At 54.6% G+C, this 17844-nt stretch carries 20 protein-coding genes; 10 read left to right on the forward strand and 10 right to left on the reverse strand.

Features of this window, described 5'->3' with window-relative positions:
- Window positions 1-6 precede the first annotated feature (6 nt).
- The 5 genes from pstB (at window position 7) to AC2FIZ_RS02980 (ending at window position 4463) form a co-directional block, all read left to right on the forward strand.
- A complete protein-coding gene (pstB, locus tag AC2FIZ_RS02960) occupies window positions 7-804 on the forward strand; it encodes a phosphate ABC transporter ATP-binding protein PstB (protein WP_142633794.1) in 798 nt (265 codons plus the stop codon).
- Between the two features lie 16 nt (window positions 805-820).
- On the forward strand, window positions 821-1522 hold the full coding sequence (gene phoU, locus AC2FIZ_RS02965) for a phosphate signaling complex protein PhoU (RefSeq protein ID WP_271947126.1): 702 nt from the start codon (window positions 821-823) through the stop codon (window positions 1520-1522).
- Between the two features lie 11 nt (window positions 1523-1533).
- Window positions 1534-2223: a phosphate regulon transcriptional regulator PhoB gene (phoB, locus tag AC2FIZ_RS02970; RefSeq protein ID WP_142633798.1), complete on the forward strand. Its 690-nt coding sequence runs from the start codon at window positions 1534-1536 to the stop codon at window positions 2221-2223.
- A gap of 121 nt (window positions 2224-2344) precedes the next feature.
- Complete coding sequence (locus tag AC2FIZ_RS02975; protein WP_271947124.1) at window positions 2345-3574, forward strand: acyl-CoA dehydrogenase; 1230 nt, start codon at window positions 2345-2347, stop codon at window positions 3572-3574.
- 121 nt (window positions 3575-3695) lie between these two features.
- Window positions 3696-4463, forward strand: coding sequence for an SDR family oxidoreductase (locus AC2FIZ_RS02980; RefSeq protein WP_281994613.1), 768 nt, complete (start codon window positions 3696-3698; stop codon window positions 4461-4463).
- Here AC2FIZ_RS02980 and AC2FIZ_RS02985 read toward each other — a convergent pair.
- Both AC2FIZ_RS02985 and AC2FIZ_RS02990 read right to left on the reverse strand, forming a co-directional pair.
- Complete coding sequence (locus AC2FIZ_RS02985) at window positions 4460-5329, reverse strand: acyl-CoA thioesterase (RefSeq protein WP_496790582.1); 870 nt, start codon at window positions 5327-5329, stop codon at window positions 4460-4462. The two genes, AC2FIZ_RS02980 and AC2FIZ_RS02985, sit on opposite strands and share 4 nt — an antisense overlap.
- A 49-nt stretch (window positions 5330-5378) precedes the next feature.
- A complete protein-coding gene (locus AC2FIZ_RS02990) occupies window positions 5379-6596 on the reverse strand; it encodes a serine hydrolase domain-containing protein (RefSeq protein ID WP_496712436.1) in 1218 nt (405 codons plus the stop codon).
- Between the two features lie 183 nt (window positions 6597-6779).
- Here AC2FIZ_RS02990 and AC2FIZ_RS02995 point away from each other — a divergent pair, with 183 nt between their 5' ends.
- Window positions 6780-7391: a 2-hydroxychromene-2-carboxylate isomerase gene (locus AC2FIZ_RS02995; protein ID WP_281994616.1), complete on the forward strand. Its 612-nt coding sequence runs from the start codon at window positions 6780-6782 to the stop codon at window positions 7389-7391.
- A 6-nt stretch (window positions 7392-7397) separates the two neighbouring features.
- Here AC2FIZ_RS02995 and AC2FIZ_RS03000 read toward each other — a convergent pair whose 3' ends face one another.
- Together AC2FIZ_RS03000 and AC2FIZ_RS03005 are read right to left on the reverse strand one after the other, a co-directional pair.
- Window positions 7398-8423, reverse strand: a complete 1026-nt coding sequence (locus AC2FIZ_RS03000) for a phosphotransferase family protein (RefSeq protein ID WP_281994617.1) — start codon at window positions 8421-8423, stop codon at window positions 7398-7400.
- A gap of 25 nt (window positions 8424-8448) precedes the next feature.
- Entirely contained in the window at window positions 8449-9267 is an 819-nt protein-coding gene (locus tag AC2FIZ_RS03005) for an SDR family NAD(P)-dependent oxidoreductase (protein ID WP_496790583.1), read from the reverse strand.
- Window positions 9268-9418: 151 nt separating this feature from the next.
- Here AC2FIZ_RS03005 and AC2FIZ_RS03010 point away from each other — a divergent pair, with 151 nt between their 5' ends.
- From AC2FIZ_RS03010 to AC2FIZ_RS03020, 3 genes are all read left to right on the forward strand, one after another.
- Window positions 9419-10414 (forward strand): NADPH:quinone oxidoreductase family protein, encoded by a 996-nt coding sequence (locus AC2FIZ_RS03010; protein ID WP_496790585.1) that lies wholly within the window; start codon window positions 9419-9421, stop codon window positions 10412-10414.
- 123 nt (window positions 10415-10537) lie between these two features.
- The gene (aroQ, locus tag AC2FIZ_RS03015; protein ID WP_271947108.1) at window positions 10538-10978 is read left to right on the forward strand and encodes a type II 3-dehydroquinate dehydratase; all 441 of its coding nucleotides are present in this window, start codon (window positions 10538-10540) and stop codon (window positions 10976-10978) included.
- 5 nt (window positions 10979-10983) lie between these two features.
- Window positions 10984-11739, forward strand: a complete 756-nt coding sequence (locus tag AC2FIZ_RS03020) for a LuxR family transcriptional regulator (protein WP_142633818.1) — start codon at window positions 10984-10986, stop codon at window positions 11737-11739.
- Window positions 11740-12133: 394 nt separating this feature from the next.
- Here AC2FIZ_RS03020 and tsf read toward each other — a convergent pair whose 3' ends face one another.
- The 5 genes from tsf to AC2FIZ_RS03045 form a co-directional block, all read right to left on the reverse strand.
- Complete coding sequence (tsf, locus tag AC2FIZ_RS03025) at window positions 12134-13009, reverse strand: translation elongation factor Ts (protein WP_142633819.1); 876 nt, start codon at window positions 13007-13009, stop codon at window positions 12134-12136.
- A 77-nt stretch (window positions 13010-13086) separates the two neighbouring features.
- Window positions 13087-13878 (reverse strand): 30S ribosomal protein S2, encoded by a 792-nt coding sequence (gene rpsB / locus AC2FIZ_RS03030; RefSeq protein WP_142633821.1) that lies wholly within the window; start codon window positions 13876-13878, stop codon window positions 13087-13089.
- A gap of 167 nt (window positions 13879-14045) precedes the next feature.
- Window positions 14046-14882, reverse strand: a complete 837-nt coding sequence (gene olsA / locus AC2FIZ_RS03035; protein WP_496790691.1) for a lyso-ornithine lipid O-acyltransferase — start codon at window positions 14880-14882, stop codon at window positions 14046-14048.
- Between the two features lie 4 nt (window positions 14883-14886).
- Entirely contained in the window at window positions 14887-15642 is a 756-nt protein-coding gene (gene olsB / locus AC2FIZ_RS03040; RefSeq protein ID WP_281994620.1) for an L-ornithine N(alpha)-acyltransferase, read from the reverse strand.
- A gap of 97 nt (window positions 15643-15739) precedes the next feature.
- Entirely contained in the window at window positions 15740-15922 is a 183-nt protein-coding gene (locus AC2FIZ_RS03045) for a DUF3553 domain-containing protein (RefSeq protein ID WP_008756567.1), read from the reverse strand.
- 42 nt (window positions 15923-15964) lie between these two features.
- Between AC2FIZ_RS03045 and AC2FIZ_RS03050 the strand changes: the two genes are divergently transcribed.
- Window positions 15965-16561 (forward strand): histidine phosphotransferase family protein, encoded by a 597-nt coding sequence (locus AC2FIZ_RS03050; RefSeq protein ID WP_496790587.1) that lies wholly within the window; start codon window positions 15965-15967, stop codon window positions 16559-16561.
- Here the strand turns inward: AC2FIZ_RS03050 and AC2FIZ_RS03055 are convergent.
- The gene (locus AC2FIZ_RS03055; RefSeq protein WP_496790588.1) at window positions 16558-17820 is read right to left on the reverse strand and encodes a glutamate-5-semialdehyde dehydrogenase; all 1263 of its coding nucleotides are present in this window, start codon (window positions 17818-17820) and stop codon (window positions 16558-16560) included. The two genes, AC2FIZ_RS03050 and AC2FIZ_RS03055, sit on opposite strands and share 4 nt — an antisense overlap.
- Window positions 17821-17844: the final 24 nt, after the last annotated feature.

A 17844-nucleotide genomic window follows, 5' to 3' on the forward strand; every position in this document is an offset into this window, starting at 1 on the left:
TCAATTATGAACGATATGACACGAGTGGAGAGAACCGTGGACGCCAAAGACATCAAGATCGCCGCGAACAAGGTTCAGGTTTATTATGGTGAAAATCACGCCATCAAAGACGTCGACGTCAGGATCGAAGACAAGACCGTCACCGCCTTTATCGGCCCCTCGGGTTGCGGAAAATCCACCTTCCTGCGCTGCCTGAACCGGATGAACGACACGATCGACATCTGCCGTGTCGAGGGCGATATCCTGCTGGATGGCGAAGATATCTATGACAAACGCGTCGACCCGGTTCAGCTGCGTGCCAAGGTCGGTATGGTGTTTCAGAAACCGAACCCATTTCCCAAGTCAATCTATGACAATGTGGCCTACGGCCCGCGTATCCACGGACTGGCCAGAAACAAGGCTGAACTGGACGAGATTGTCGAGAAATCACTGCGCCGCGGCGCCATCTGGGATGAGGTCAAAGACCGTCTGGATGCCCCCGGAACCGGCCTGTCCGGCGGTCAGCAACAGCGCCTGTGCATCGCCCGTGCGGTGGCTACGGAACCTGAGGTTCTGCTGATGGACGAGCCGTGCTCGGCCCTTGATCCGATTGCGACTGCGCAGGTCGAGGAACTGATCGACGAATTGCGGTCGCGATACTCGGTGGTGATCGTTACCCACTCGATGCAGCAGGCCGCTCGCGTCAGCCAGAAGACCGCGTTTTTCCATTTGGGCAACCTTGTCGAGTTTGGTGAAACCGGACAGATTTTCACCAACCCCGAAGATCCCCGCACCGAAAGCTACATCACCGGCCGTATCGGCTGAACATAGGTATTCAGAGATGACAGAACAACATATCGCATCCGCCTTCGACCGGGATCTGGAAGCCATTCAGGCGCATATCATGAAAATGGGCGGCCTCGTCGAAGCCGCAATCATGAGCGCGGCACGGTCGCTTGAGTCGCGCGATGTCGAACTCGCGCAAGAGGTGCGTCAGGGCGACAAGGCCATTGATGCGTTGGAAGAGCTGATCAACGAAGAAACGGCGCGTTTGATCGCGCTGCGTGCGCCAACAGCAAGCGATCTTCGTCTGGTCCTATCGGTATTGAAGGTTTCCGCCAACCTGGAACGTATCGGCGACTATTCAAAGAACATAGCCAAACGCACGACGGTCCTGGTCAATACCAGTGAGATCAATGGCAGTGCCGCCGCCTTGCGACGTATGGCACGTGAGGTCGAGCGGATGCTCAGGGACGCTTTGGACGCCTATGTCCAGCGCGACGCTGAGCTGGCGGCGGATGTCATCGAACGTGATGAGGAAGTCGACCAGATGTATAATGGTCTGTTCCGAGAATTCCTGACTTTCATGGCAGAAGACCCACGCAACATCTCATCCTGTATGCACCTACATTTCATCGCCAAGAATATAGAACGTATGGGCGATCATGTGACGGCGATTGCCGAGCAGGTCGTTTATCTGGTGACCGGAGAGCGCCCGACAGAAGCGCGTCCCAAAGCCGATTTTACATCGCAATCCGTCTAGGAGATTTGAGAATGTCCGCTGATCAACCGACCGTTCTGGTTGTCGAGGATGAGCCGGCTCAGCGCGAAGTCCTGGCCTATAATCTCGAGGCAGAAGGTTTTCGCGTATCCAAAGCAGCCAATGGTGAAGAGGCCATGTTGCTGGTCGATGAAGACAGTCCGGACATTATCGTACTGGACTGGATGATGCCCAATCTTAGCGGGATCGAGGTTTGCCGCCGGCTGAAAACCCGCTCCGACACGCGGTCGATTCCAATTATCATGTTGTCGGCCCGGTCGGAAGAAATCGACAAAGTACGAGGTCTGGAAACTGGGGCTGATGACTATGTGGTCAAACCCTATTCGATTGTCGAGCTTATGGCCCGGGTACGCACCCAGTTGCGGCGTGTCCGGCCTGCGACTGTAGGAATTAGGCTGGAATTCGCAGACATCGTTTTGGATTCTGAAACTCATAAGGTCAGCCGCGACAGCAAACCACTAAAGCTTGGCCCAACCGAATTTCGCTTGCTGAGCACATTTATGGAAAAGCCGGGCCGCGTCTGGAGCCGAGAACAGCTATTGGATCGCGTCTGGGGGCGGGATATTTATGTCGATACACGAACGGTCGACGTTCATATCGGCCGCTTACGCAAAGCTCTAACGCAGTATGGTGGAGATGATCCGGTTCGCACTGTTCGCGGTGCGGGATACGCGCTGGGTTGAACGCGTGGGGCGGGCGGCTGCAAGCTATGAGTTTTACTCAAGGGTGGATGCGAAACTCTTACTGTTTTTTGGTGAGCCGACGGGTTAGTTTGCCGCGAAGCTGACAAAGCGGAGACGCACCATGAATGCCCCTGACACCAAGCCGACATTACGCGCCAAAGATGTGCCTGACATGGGCCAGTTCGCCTGGGATGATCCGTTCCGCCTGTCAGACCAGCTAGACGAAGACGAACGTATGATTGCGGCCAGTGCGCAAGCCTATGCGCAGGAAAAGCTTCAGCCGCGGGTGACAGAAGCATTTCAGAACGAAGAAACTGACCCCGAGATTTTTCGTGAAATGGGTGAAATGGGTCTGCTGGGCACTACGATCCCGGAAGAATACGGCGGGCTAGGGGGCGGATATGTCTCTTACGGCCTTGTCGCCCGAGAAGTGGAACGCGTGGATTCGGGCTATCGCTCGATGATGTCTGTACAAAGCTCGTTGGTGATGTATCCGATCTATGCCTATGGCAGCGAGGAGCAGCGCCGGAAATACCTTCCGAAACTGGCCAGCGGCGAATGGATCGGATGTTTTGGTCTGACCGAACCTGATGCGGGCTCTGATCCGGCAGGTATGAAAACGCGTGCGGAAAAGATCGACGGTGGATATCGTCTATCTGGCAGCAAGATGTGGATATCGAACGCCCCGATTGCGGATGTGTTTGTTGTTTGGGCCAAATCTGATGCACATGACGGAAAGATCCGTGGTTTTGTCCTTGAAAAAGGCCTCAAAGGTCTGAGCGCGCCGAAAATCCAGAACAAGCTGAGCCTACGCGCCTCGATCACCGGTGAAATTGTGCTGGAGGGTGTCGAAGTCACCGAGGATGCTTTGCTGCCTCATGTTCAGGGCCTGAAAGGCCCGTTTGGATGTCTTAACCGCGCACGCTACGGAATCAGCTGGGGTGTTATGGGCGCTGCCGAAAGCTGTTGGCATGCGGCGCGCCAATATGGGTTGGACCGGAAACAATTTGACAAGCCATTGGCGCAGACGCAGCTTTTCCAGCGCAAATTGGCGGATATGCAGACAGAAATTGCTCTGGGTCTTCAGGCAAGCCTGCGTGTCGGGCGACTGATGGACAAGGCCGAAGCCGCGCCCGAGATGATATCGATCATTAAGCGCAACAATTGCGGCAAAGCCCTGGATATTTCACGTCATGCGCGAGACATGCACGGCGGCAACGGCATTTCGCTTGAGTTCCAGGTCATCCGACATATGGTGAACCTAGAAACGGTCAACACCTACGAGGGGACGCATGATGTTCACGCGTTGATCCTGGGGCGTGCACAGACGGGATTGCAGGCGTTTTACTAAGTTTCCAGAATTCGTGTAATTGGTATTATGTTAAATTAATGCCAATGCGCTTGGGAAACTTTTCAAATCCTCACAATACCTTACGATCTGTTCCTGACACCTACCACATCATGAGGATCGAATGGAATTGAACGGAAAGATCGTTGTTGTGACCGGTGCCGCTGATGGCATCGGAAAAGGTTTGGCACAGCGATTTGCTCGTGAAGGTGCCACGGTTGTCTGCGCTGATATCAACAAAACCGGCGCAGACGCTGTCGCAAAAGAGATTGGCGGCCATTCATTCCATTGTGATGTTTCGCTTGAGGCTAATACAGCCGAGTTGATCGAAGCTGTAGAAAGCTCGGTCGGCCCTATCGATCTGTATTGTGCAAATGCCGGGATATTGACGATTGGTGGTTTGGAGGTTCCGGATGAAGACTGGGATCGTATCTGGAAAATCAACGTGATGTCCCATGTTTGGACCGCGCGGCATTTGGTGCCCAGAATGCTGGAGCGTGGCGAAGGCTACATCATGACCACGGCGTCTGCTGCGGGATTGCTGAACCAGCCAGGTGCCGCGCCATACGGCGTCACAAAGCACGCAGCAGTTGGGTTTGCTGAATGGTTGTCGCTTACATACGGGCATAAAGGTTTGCGGGTCTCGGTACTTTGCCCACAGGCCGTACGGTCCGATATGACGCGCGGGCACGAAACTTCCGTGGCTTCGATTGACGGAATGTTGGAACCTGAAGATGTTGCCGAGGCTTGCGTAGAGGCAATATCTTCTGAGCAATTTCTGGTACTGCCTCATCCACAGGTTCTGGACTACATTCGCCATAAATCCGGAGATTATGACAGGTGGATTTCAGGAATGCAGAAGTTAAATCAAAAGTTTATCGAAGAAACTTAACTTTTGTTCTGAGGGCGCCTCATCAGGCCTTCCTGGGCGACTGATGCGACCAGAACGCCATCTTCGGAATAGATTGATCCACGGTTGAAGTTGCGCCCTCGCCCGCCCCATGGCGAATCCATGGAATACAGATGCCAATTCTCGAACTTGAGCGGCGCGTGAAACCAAATCGCATGGTCCAGGCTGGCGCCGTTCACCTCACCAGTAAACCAGCTTAGGCCGTGCGGGCGCATTCCCGAGCTCATGAGATACATATCTGAAGCATAGGCCAGCAACAGATGCTGCGTGACCGCATCGGCATTGGCCGCGGCCCCCATCCGGAACCAGATCTGGTTGCGGTCATCCGATTTCTCTGGGTTGAAAGGATCCAGATGGCCGACCTCGCGGACTTCGATCGGGCGCTCGCGTGTTAGTTCTCCGCGAAAGCTGGGCGGTACATTGTCCAGATATTTCTTCTTGAGCTCTGATCGCGATGGGTAGGATTCGGGCGTTTCCATCTCAGGCATGTCGTGCTGATGATCCCAACCTTCGTCCTGAATGTGGAATGAGGCGGACATGTTTAAAATCTGCTTACCATGCTGAATTGCAACCACACGGCGCGTCGTGAACGAACCTCCGTCACGGGCCCTATCAACTTGATATATTACGGGAATGCTTGGGTCGCCCGGGCGGATGAAATAGGCGTGCAGGGAATGACACAGGCGGTTGTCGACGGTGCGATATGCGGCGGCTAGTGCTTGTGCGATGACCTGACCGCCGAAAATTCGCATAGGTGTTTCGCCGCCCGACCCTGTTCCCCGAAACAGGTCCACTTCCAGTCTTTCAACGTCCAGAAGATCCAGAAGAACTTTCTCTGCTTCGGTCATATGCGGTACTCCGATTAATCTTGGCGAATGGGTATCAGCGCGCCGAATGTCATTCAATGATTGACCCGAGGGTGAGCGCCTTCAATTCTGCGCGGGAGGGATAAGAGCTGGATGGTGACAGTTGGGTAAAAAAGATCGCTGTAAATTCGTTCTGACGATCAACCCAAAAGAAGGTCGATGCCATACCACCCCAGCTGAAATCCCCCATGCTGCCCGGAACACAGGTTCTGCCGGGGTTAATGACGACAGCGCCACCAAGGCCAAAGCCCATGCCCTCCATGGGTTGTTCCGCAAAACTCTGCGGTCCCATCGAGGCAATATCGCCGGGTAAGTGGTTGTGAAGCATGAATTCTACAGTTTTTGGTGCAAGAATCTGTTGATCACCGAACCTCCCGCGATTTCGGAGCATCTCTGAAAATCTAGCAAAGTCATCAATGGTTGAAACCAACCCTCCGCCCCCAGAGTACATTGTTGCCGATTCAAAGGGCGATGCTTCGGCATTGTCGACCAGACGCAATGTCTGCTCACCCGTACGGGCTTCGTTTAGCGCCATCGCATTGCCCGCCAAAGGCGTATAGAGCGAGGCAAACCGATCCCCTGCTCCCGCCGGAACCCCGAACCCGGTCTGGGACATGCCAAGAGGTTTGAAAATCTCTTCCGCAAGGAATTGCTCCAGAGATTGGCCGGAAATAACTTCTATCACGCGACCAATAACGTCTATCCCCACCGAATATTCCCATCGCGTTCCCGGCTGAAAGGCGAAAGGTAAAGTGGACAGCAAAGATACTCTTTCGGCCAAAGACCCTTCTTTAGGGCCAAAAACAAGATCAAGTTCGTCCATTGCCGCAGCCAGGATGCCGGGGTTGAAAGGATAGCTTAGGCCACTTGTATGGGTCAGCAGCTGATGAAGCGTTGGTGCAGGTGCAGGTTCGGTCTGATCCAACCTTGTGGCGCCGGGTACCAGCGCCTGTGTTGCGGTGAAATCAGATATATATTCAGACACTTGAGCGCCGAGGTGAACCTCACCTCGTTCGACAAGGATCATCAGGGCCGCAGTGGTTATCGGCTTGGTCATCGAATAGATGCGAACGAGGGTATCCCGCTCGAATGGCAGATTGTTCTCAACGCTTCTAAGCCCGCAGGAATGAAACAGAACCTCCCTGCCCTGATGCATCATCAAGAATGAGCTTCCGGCATATTTGCGATCATCCACATAGGATTGCATCCAATCGCAAATACGATCTAGCCGGGCTTGTTCGAACTTCATCTGTGTGTGCTCAACTTTGAGAAATTAACGTATCTTTCCCAAATATTGCGGGGTTAAGCGGAAAAAGGACAGCTAAATCACCTCAATCCAACGATGTCCCTGTACGCCAAAAGGGTTTTGCCTGCTAATGTGGTCGCAGATAGATTCGTGTCCGGTTCGACTCTCGCCTGATGGAGGAGAAATATGCCGCAACATATAGAATTTGTTTATGATTTTTGCAGTCCGAACGCCTTCCTGGCGCAGAAGATGATATCTGATATCGCCGCAAAGCACGAAGTCGGTGTTACATATGTTCCGGTTCTGCTGGCCACTGTTTTCAAAGCCACCAATAACCAAAGCCCGTTTAAGGCTTTTTCAGAGAACCGGCAGAAGACGGCCTATTTGACCCGCGATCTCCATCGCTTTGCGCGTCACCGTGGGTTGAGCTTTCATATGAGCCCACATTTCCCGGTGAACACCAAATTCGCCATGCGCGGGGCTTTGTTAGCATCCGGTAAATCATGGGAAAACAGATATATAGCGTCTATATTTGATGCTATTTGGGTGCACGGCCAAAAAGTGGATGATCTGGGTGTCCTTTGCGACATTCTTCAGGATAACGGCTTGCCTATACGAAAACTGCGCGAGGCCATGACCAATCTGAACGTAAAGCAAAACCTGAAAAACCAAACCAAGGCTATGGTCAAGCGAGGTGTTTTCGGTGTCCCCAGCATGTTTGTAGATACTGAGATGTTCTTTGGCAAAAACAGCCTGGCCAACCTTGAGCTTGAATTGTCGAAATTTCATACGCCCTAGGTGGTTTCACCCTCGGCCCAATGCAGTCAGCCCTCGTTGTGCAAACTTAGGAACGTAACTACCAAAAATATGAGCTCTTTTCGGATCAGAGGCGTTACCGTCAAGCGCCCGCTTATAAACACCCTGCAAGATCGCGGCCATTCGGAAGAAATTGAACGCCAGATAGAACCCAAAGTTATCAATTCCGGGCAGGTCGCGGCGCTCGCAGTATTGATCAATGAAAGCCTGATCGGATGGCAGGCCGAGCGAGGACCGGTCTATACCAGCCAGACCCCGCCCCTCTTTTCCAGGTGGCATCTGCCATTGCATGATAACGGCTGCGAGATCGGCAAAGGGATGCCCGATTGTCGACAATTCCCAATCCAGTACGCCCAGACAGCGGGTGCCCTGCTTTTCGAACATCAGATTGTCGATGCGGTAATCACCGTGAACCAGCGTTCTCTGACCATCATCCTTGGGGGTTGCGTTGGTCAAAGCCTCGATCAAGGCATCCATATCCGGAATCTGAGTGGTTTCGGACGCCCGAAATTGTTTCGTCCACCGCCCGATCTGACGCTCAAAATAGCTTCCCGGCGGGCCATAGTCGGACAGACCAACAGAATCGATGTCGACCTTATGCAGCGCCGCCAGAACGCGGTTCATCTCGTCGATAATTGCCGTGCGGGTTTCGGTTCTTTCACCAAGCATTGTGGGTTCAAGAAAAGTCCTGCCATCGAAATGCTCCATCACATAAAACGCCGACCCGATGACGTCATCATCCTCGCAAAGCAGCAGCATTTTGGGTACAGGCACATCGCTGTCGGCCAGAGCACTTTGAACCCTGAACTCGCGGTCAACGGCATGGGCGGATTTTAGCAACACGCCCGGCGGCTTGCGGCGCAGGACATAGGAATTCTCAGGCGTTTTTAACTCAAAAGTTGGGTTTGATTGGCCAACCTCGAATTTTTTCGCCTCCAACGGACCCCGATACCCTTTGAGATGCGTGCCGAGATAGGCATCGACGCGTTTCAGATCCAGAATTGCGCTGTCCATTTTGTGGCTCCCTTTGGCCGATGCTTCAGAGTGCTTCAGCAAAGATGTTGCCGGCGGTGACAACATTGATCCCGCCCGAAACCGGGATCACCGCGCCGGTGACATAGCTGCCACCCAGACCGCACAGGAACAGCATACAGCCTGCGATATCCTCGTCACGTCCAACGCGACCCAAGGGTACGGATTTGCCGACTTTTTTGCGCGTCCCTTCGTCAGATGTGGCAAAGGCCGTCATCCGAGAGACAAAGGGTCCAGGCGCCAGCGCATTGACGGTGATGTGATGCGGAGCAAGTTCTTTGGCCATGATTTTGGTCAGATGCAGCACAGCCGCCTTTGAGGCAGAGTAGCTATACGCACCGTCGCCCATAGGAACTTCGCCCATAACCGATCCAACATTGACGACGCGGGATGGATCTTCGGCAGTCCCGGAAGACATCAGAATCGGCAACAGTTTTTGGGTCAGTTCGAAGATTCCTGTCACATTGATCGACATGACTTTTTCCCAGGCTTCGTAGGGAAACTGACCCATCGGTGCGCCCCAGGAAACACCGGCATTGTTCATGAGGATATCCAGCCGGTCCGTGCGCTTGAGCACTTCGGCCACCAGATTGTCGACACCCTCTTTTGATCCGACATCACCGGCAAACCCTTCGGCGGTTCCTATGGCGTCCAGTGCGTTCAATTCGGCCGCGACCGCCTCGCACGCGTCACCTTTACGAGATGCCAACAGTACACGTGCACCCGCCCGGACCAGCGCCTCGGCTGCCATTCGGCCAATTCCGGTGGCCCCACCCGTGACCAGAGCGGTTTTGCCCTGCAATGAGAAAAGAGTTTCGGGGGTCATGACCTGCTCCTCGGTTTTTGATTTTGGCAAACTGTCTCATTTGTCGGTCAAGGGTAACGCCTAACCCGGTTGTGCTGGGTGGTTTCTTGACAACTCAGAACAGTACGCCAAAAGTTCCTCCTTACCGAATAACAGGGACATTAGCGTAAACATGCAAGCCTTACTCAGCGTCGCTCCGGGCGGACCGGAGACATTGGAACTGACCACCCTGCCCGATCCGTCGCCGGGCATGGGCGAATTGCTTGTTCGCGTGCGGGCCGCAGGCGTTAATTTCCCGGATACACTGATGATACGCGACCTGTATCAGATAAAGCCACCAAGACCGTTTGCCCCCGGAGGTGAAATCGCTGGCGAGGTTATCGGGCTGGGCGAAGGTGTTTCGGGCTTTAACGTTGGCGACCGTGTGCTGGCCCTGACCGGACACGGAGGTTTTGCCACACATCTGGCGGTCAAAGCGGCGACAGCTGTTAAATTCCCGAGCTCAATGCCATTTGAGGACGCGGCGAGCTTTATCTTCACCTTTGGCACCTCATATCACGCCCTAAAGGACCGCGCTGCGCTGCAACAAGGGGAAACGGTCCTGATTCTGGGTGCAGCGGGCGGAGTTGGTACGGCTGCGATTGAGCTAGCCAATGCCATGGGGGCTCGGGTTATTGCGGCAGTCTCATCGCAGGACAAAGCAGATTTCTGTCGTCAGATCGGGGCGGACGAAACGATCATTTACGCGCGCGACATGGACAAACAGGCGCAAAAGGCCTTTGGATCGGACATCAAGGCCTTAGCCGGTAGTCAGGGCGTTGATGTCGTCTACGATGCCGTTGGCGGTGCCTATTCAGAGCCAGCGCTGCGCAGCTTGGGGTGGAAGGGGCGATTCCTGGTCGTCGGTTTCCCAGCCGGAATCCCTCAGATACCATTGAACCTCCCTCTGCTTAAGGGTTGTCAAATTGTCGGTGTTTTCTGGGGCGCCTCGGTGTTTCGCGACCCGAAAGGACATGGCAAAAACATGGAAGATTTGTTCGGGTTATACGCCAAAGGGCAGATCAAACCACAGATCAGTGCGCAAATCCCTCTGGATCAAGCCCAAAAGGCGCTAGACCTTCTGGCCAGCCGAAAGGCCCTTGGGAAAATTGTCGTGACCATGGCATAGCCAGCCAATATCTGAAACTTCAGCCTCGTGTCCTATAGGCCGCGGTTCTGACGCATGATCCAGGTTCGGTGGACATCTCTACCTGTTCACGTTTAAGAACCTTGTTATGGGGACAGTATAACAATGCATAAAGCTCTTATTCTGAATGGTCCGAACCTCAATCTGCTGGGCACGCGACAGCCCGAGGTTTACGGAAGCACAACGCTGCAAATGGTCGAGGATATGTGCCTCGAACACGGTAAGTCTATCGGGATGGAAGTGATTCATTTCCAATCCAACCACGAAGGCGCGTTGATTGATGCCATTCATGCCGCCAAAGGTGTGCAGGACGGCATTGTTTTGAACGCAGGTGCCTATACGCACAGCTCGATTGCCCTGATGGACGCAATCGCCTCGGTTGAGCTGCCGGTCATCGAGGTTCATTTGTCCAATATCCACGCGCGTGAGGAGTTTCGACACCGATCCTATATCTCACGTGTGGCAGTAGGCATGATTTGCGGATTGGGTCCGCAGGGATATGTGCTGGCGCTGGATGCGTTGCGGTCCCATTTACAGGGTGAATGATCGCTATGAAGCTTTCTGAGTATCTGAATTTCCTCAGCTATACCAAAACCCTGGAAGAGCTCTGGGATGCCCATTGCCGGCAAATGGCAGAATATGGGTTCGATCGTTTGCTGTACGGATATACGCGATATCGCACCGAAACGTCGCTGGGGGATCCCGAGGATTTTGTAATCCTGACCAATCACAGCAAAGATTACCTGGATGGGTTTCTGGGAGGCGGGTTGTATTTCCATGCTCCGATGCTGAAATGGGCTTTGCATAATGAAGGGGCCGCAAGCTGGAGGATCGCCCAGGATCTGATGACTGATGGCACCCTGACCGCAAAAGAGCGAGACGTCATCGAGTTCAACAAAACCAAAGGTGTCGTCGCCGGCTATACGGTCAGTTTCGACTCGGTTTCGGTTCGGTCGAAAGGGGCAATTTCGCTTTCAGCGCATGGATCGCGTACACAAGACGATGTGGACGCTGTCTGGGAGGAATTTGGCCAGGATATTCTTCTGATGAACAACGTTGCTCATCTGAAAATCCTCACCCTGCCCTATAACGCACCAAATCGCGCCCTGACAAAACGTCAGCGTGAGGCGCTTGAGTGGGTCGGCGACGGCAAAACAACTCAGGACATTGCGATACTGATGGGGCTGACTTCGGCCACTGTCGAAAAGCATCTGCGTCTGGCGCGCGAGGCCCTCGTGGTCGAGACAACGGCGCAGGCAGTTTTGAAAGCATCTCTTCAAAATCAGATGTTCATCGTTGGGGTTTGACTCAGGGAGTGACGCGAATATGCGTCAATTTACCTAGGGTAAGGAAAACATGACTTTCCGAATCTAACGCTAAAGTTGCAAAGTGGTATTGTTCCGTGAGTGGTGGCTTTAGCCTGGGAACATTTGGTCGGATCTTTGCAATAACAAAGCTCTCCGATCGCTCTGACAATAGGGCGCCTATTTGTCCGCGTCTCTTTGTCGGAATTTTGGGGGGCCTCGTCCATCCCCATCTTTGCGGGGCCCCTCATTTAAACTAGGTTTAACTTGTGGACGCTTTCGGCGTCCTTTTTCGTTTCTTGGCATCATTTCTACACTAAGGGCAAAGAAAAACCGGATACGCATGGCGTACCCGGTTTCTCAGATTGATACAGGCCCTGTTCAGGGCCTGTGATGCTTAGCCCTGAACTGCTTTTGCAACTTCAGCGGCAAAGTCTTCTTTTTCGACAACGATGCCTTCGCCAACTTCCAGACGCACGAATCCGGTGACGGTCGCGCCTGCTTCTTTGGCAGCGGCCTCAACGGTCAGGTCAGGGTTTACAACGAACTGCTGGTTCAACAGGGTCGATTCAGCGACGAACTTCTTCATGCGACCAACGATCATCTTTTCGATGACCTGCTCCGGCTTGCCGGATTCGCGCGCGATGTCCATCTGGACCTGCTTTTCTTTCTCGACGATCGCCGGGTCCATGTCTGCCTCGGACAGAGCTGCCGGGTTCACAGCCGCGATATGCATCGCAATCTGCTTGCCGATGGCTTCGTCACCGCCGGTCAGAGCGACCAGAACGCCGATCTTGCCCATGCCGTTAGTGGCTGCGTTATGGACGTAAGATACAACAGTGTCGCCCGACAGTTTGGACATACGGCGCACCGACATGTTCTCACCGATGGTGGCGATCTTGTCGGTCAGCGTTTCCGCAACTGTTTTGCCACCCAGATCAGCTGCCAGCAGAGCTTCGACATTGTCGACGCCTTCTGCGGCATATGCGATTTTACCAACCATTTCCTGGAATTCGGCGTTTTTCCCGACGAAGTCGGTTTCCGAGTTCACTTCAACTGCAACACCATTGTTGCCGTTTACGTGAACGGCAACCAGACCTTCCGCCGCGGTACGACCCGATTTCTTGGCCGCTTTGGCCAAGCCTTTGGTGCGCAGCCAATCAACGGCTTCGTCCATGTTGCCGCCGGTTTCGGTCAGCGCTTTTTTCGCGTCCATCATGCCTGCGCCAGTGGTGTCGCGCAGTTCTTTTACCATTGCTGCTGTGATTGCCATCTTTTGGCTCTCCTCAATTCAAACGGAATTGGGGCAGGTCATACCCTGCCCCAGATGTCATTTACGTGACGGGCAGCTTACGCTTCGGCAGGTGTTTCTGCTGCTGCGGGTGCTTCTTCCGCAACGACTTCTTCAACCGGTGCTTCTTCGAATGCGCCAAGATCAACGCCTGCTGCACCCATCTGAGCGGTCATGCCGTCCAGAGCGGCACGTGCTGCTAGATCGCAGTACAGCGAGATCGCGCGGGCTGCGTCATCGTTGCCAGGGATGATGTAATCCACACCATCGGGCGAGCAGTTGGTGTCGACAACTGCCACGACCGGGATACCCAGCTTGTTGGCTTCGGCGATGGCCAGTGCTTCTTTTTTGACGTCGATGACGAACAGCAGGTCCGGGACGCCACCCATTTCGCGGATACCGCCCAACGAAGCCTGCAGTTTGCCTTGGTCACGTTCCATGCCCAGACGCTCTTTCTTGGTCAGGCCTTCGGCGCCCGATTCCATGGCTTCGTCAATCTGGTTCAGACGGTTGATCGACTGGGAAACGGTTTTCCAGTTGGTCAGGGTGCCGCCCAGCCAGCGGTGGTTCATGTAGTACTGGGCTGACTTTTCAGCTGCTTCGGCGATTGGGCCTGCGGCCTGACGCTTGGTGCCTACGAACAGAATGCGGCCGCCCTTGGCAACAGTGTCACGAACAGCCTGCAGAGCCTGGTCCAGCATCGGAACGGTCTGGGTCAGGTCCATGATGTGGATGCCATTGCGCGAGCCGTAGATAAACGGGCCCATGCGGGGATTCCAACGCTGCGTCTGGTGACCAAAGTGAACGCCAGCTTCCAACAACTGACGCATGGAGAACTCGGGAAGAGCCATGCTTTATTTCCTTTTTCCGGTTTACGCCTCGGCGGGGGTGAAAGAAGCGGATGCTCCAACCGGCGGGCCAGATAAGGATGTCTCCCCTATAAAGCCCAAACCCCGCCTGCGGGTTTGAATGGCGCGCGTATACGGCAGGTATTCAGGCAGTGCAAGGGCCAATCGCTCTATTTTTCAAGCCGCGCAATACTGTGCGCCTGACGCACGGTATCTTCGCAATAGGCGGCCAGGACCTTTCGGTTCTCAAAGTCGCTGACCTTGGCTGGCGAATGATAAATTAGCTCTACGCCACCTTGGCGACGTGCTCCCAAAGTCTTTAACAGATGCGGTGCAAAATCCATGTCACCCCACCAGCCATAAAACCGGTCAGGCTCACCCTTAGGTGCATGGTAAACGACCGACACCGGTTGAACATACATGAAATCGCGTAGATCTTCAGTGAAGAATGCCGCAAAAAGGGTTGTTTTGAATGGTAAAATCCGTAGACCGTCGGTCGACGTACCCTCTGGAAAAAACAGCAGCTTGTGACCGGCTGTCAGGCGCTCCTGAAACAGAAGTGTCTGTTCGCGTGCCTTCTTGCGGTCGCGCTCGATGAAAACAGTACCTGTCGCTCGCGCCAGCCAGCCTATACCGGGCCATTTGGCTACCTCGGCCTTCGAGACAAAATAGATCCTCTTACGGGCATTCAGCGCAAAAATATCAAGCCACGAGGAATGGTTCGCAACAACCGCACCACGCTGGGTCATAAGCTCTCCGGTTGTAAGGTAGCTAATCCCGAGAATCCGGAACGCATTACGGCATACGAACTGCGTGATGAAGGGCGTGACCGGACGGTGAACCCCATAGAGCGGGCGCTCGATCATGCGAAGGATCAGCAGGACAATCAGCCCGCTGAATACAAATACAGCAAGTGGTAAACCCCGAAGGAAGACCAATAGCCATCCGCAGACCCCCAGATTGATTGGGTCAGGTGCGTCTTCACTGTGCCATGAGGCGTCACTCATCACGTTACGCTCCGCCATAGATGCGCCGTTGTCGCTCATTCATCCGCGCCGTGTCGAGGATAAGGCAAACATCGGTGGTATTGAACATATGGTCGATAAAGGCACCCTCGCCCACAAACCCGCCGAGACGCAGGTATGCTTTTATCAGTGCTGGAACCTGCACCATCGCTGCGCGCCGATCCAGTTTATCGCTATCCAGCATATCCATGGGCTGGAACACTTCGGGCTGAGCCCGAACCCGAAGGTCCGGAGGCGCAAGGTGATTGTGATGTAACATGGACAAAGGCTGAGCCAGAGCTTGAGGATCGGTGCCGTGGAAACTGGCGACGCCAAACAAGACCTCGATCTCGCGCTCGGCGACATAGGCGGCCAAGCCATTCCACAGGTGATACATTGCAGTGCCGCCGCGATAATCGGGATGTAGACATGAACGTCCCAACTCCAACAGCTTGCGTCCGCCTTGTTTCAAGATGGAAAGATCGTATTCATCTTCGGAATAGAACTGTCCGATTTCAGAAGCACGATCACCTGGTAACAGCCTGTAAACGCCAACAACTTTGCCAGATTGATCGTCAATCGCCAACATATGATCGAAATAGGGATCGAACCTGTCGCGCTCCAGCCCGGCATTGTGGTCGACCATTTCCCCACCGCCGCCCAGTTCACGTATGAACACGTCATAGCGTAACCGCTGTGCAGCCCGCAATTCGGTGTCATTTTCGGCGAGTTTGACGGTGAAAGAAGGGCCTGCGTCCGGCATCAGAGGTTCCGTATTGTTTCCGCGCTGATACCGCAGGTTTCAGGGGAATGGCAACATAGAGCGCTTCGATCAAACGTTAACCTTTCTTAAACCAGTTTCACGGATCAAAGACCGGCATCAGGGCGATGCGTGTCCCGTCGATTACCACTTTTCCCTGCTCGCGGAAGTTTACGGTGATCTTACCTGCGATGTTGGATTGTACCTGTCCAACGCCCCAATCGGGGAAATCGGGGTGGCGGACATACATGCCCGGTGCAAGAATGGCATTCAGATCTGTCATCAAGGGGCTCCGGTCCGGTGGCAGATACAGCAGGAGGTACGCATGAGCGACTCGGACGTCAACCTGGCCGAACTGATCGGCTCGCGGATCTGCCACGATCTGATCAGCCCGATCGGGGCGATCACCAACGGCTTGGAGCTGCTTGAAATGGTTGGCGCGGTGCAAGGCCCCGAGATGGAACTGATCGCGGGAAGTGTCGGCAGCGCCGGCGCACGCATCCGCTTTTTCAGGGTCGCTTTTGGGTCGGCCAGCCATCATCCCCTTGGGCGGGCCGAGGTTTTAGAGCTGTTGAATGATGTCGAACGCGCAGGTCGTGTTCGTGTCAACTGGAACCTGACCGAAGCGGTGCCGCGTAATCAGGTGAAACTGGCCTTTCTGGCGTTGATGTGCTGCGAAAGCGCGATGCCATTTGGCGGGGATGTAACGATCGTAAACGATGGGAAGAACTGGTCTGTGACAGGGACCGCGGACAAAATGAAGCTGGAAGCCGAGCTATGGAAGAACCTGCCCAGCGGACGGTTTACCAACAAGGTCACCCCTGCGCAGGTTCAATTTGCGCTGCTGCCTGAATCCGCATCGTCGATTGGACGGCGGGTCGCGACCGATACGGCCTCAACCCGCGTCGAAATCCGGTTTTAAGACCGAACAGTCCCTGAACCGCGCACCAGATACTGAAAACTGGTCAGTTGAGCCGCACCTACGGGGCCGCGCGCGTGCATCTTTCCGGTGGCGATGCCGATCTCGGCCCCCATGCCAAACTCACCGCCATCGGCGAATTGGGTTGAGGCGTTATGCATCAGGATCGCGCTATCAAGCCGTTCAAAGAAACGGGCAGCTGCAGCGGGATCCTCGGTCATGATGCAATCGGTATGGTTCGACCCAAACCTGCGGATATGAGCAATGGCGGCGTCGATATCAGTCACCGGCTTGGCCGCGATGATACTATCCAGAAACTCTTTGCCCCAATCATCAGAAGTGGCCGCGATAGTGCCATCAACGGCCAAAGTACCTTCGGCGTGTACTTCGACACCTGCGGCCAGAAGCGCCGATATGACATCCCGTCCCAGCGTTTCAGCGATATCCTGATGGATCAGCAGACATTCGGCAGCACCGCAGATTCCGGTACGACGGGTTTTGGCGTTTAAAACCACATCGAGCGTCTTTTGGGGGTCAGCGGCCTTGTCGATATAGATATGCACAATGCCTTCCAGATGGGCAAACACGGGCACGCGGGCCTCGCGCTGGACTAGCCCGACCAGCCCTTTGCCCCCACGGGGAACGATCACGTCGACATAATCGGTCATGGTCAGTAGTTCCTGAACCGCCGCCCGGTCGCGGGTTGGGATAAGCTGAACGGCATCCTCGGGCAGGTTCGCCGATTTCAAGCCCTGAACCAAACACGCGTGGATGGCTGACGAGGAATGAAAGCCTTCTGATCCACCGCGCAGGATGACCGCGTTCCCGGACTTCAGGCACAACGCTCCCGCATCCGCCGTAACATTTGGGCGGCTCTCATAAATCACGCCGATAACCCCCAAAGGTGTCCGCACACGCTGGATGTTCAACCCCGAGGGCATGTCCCATTCGGTCAGAACCTCACCAACAGGATCGGCCTGCTCTGCAACGGCGCGCAGCCCGTCGACCATGCCCTGAATGCGGGTCTCATCCAGCATCAGGCGATCCATCATCGCCGGGCTCAACCCTTTGTCGCGCCCGAATTCCATATCTTTCTTATTGGCCGCAATGATCTGTTCACGATTGGCCCAAACAGCCTCGGCGGCCCCAATCAGGGCAGCATGTTTACGCTCGGCGCTTGCAAATGCCAGCTCGGCAGCGGCGGCCTTGGCGCGTTTCCCAAGATCGGTCATCAGGTCGGGGATGCTGTCGAAATCCTTCATCTCAGGTGCCTTTCAGTCAATTTG

Source organism: Ruegeria sp. CDSB022, assembly GCF_059611145.1.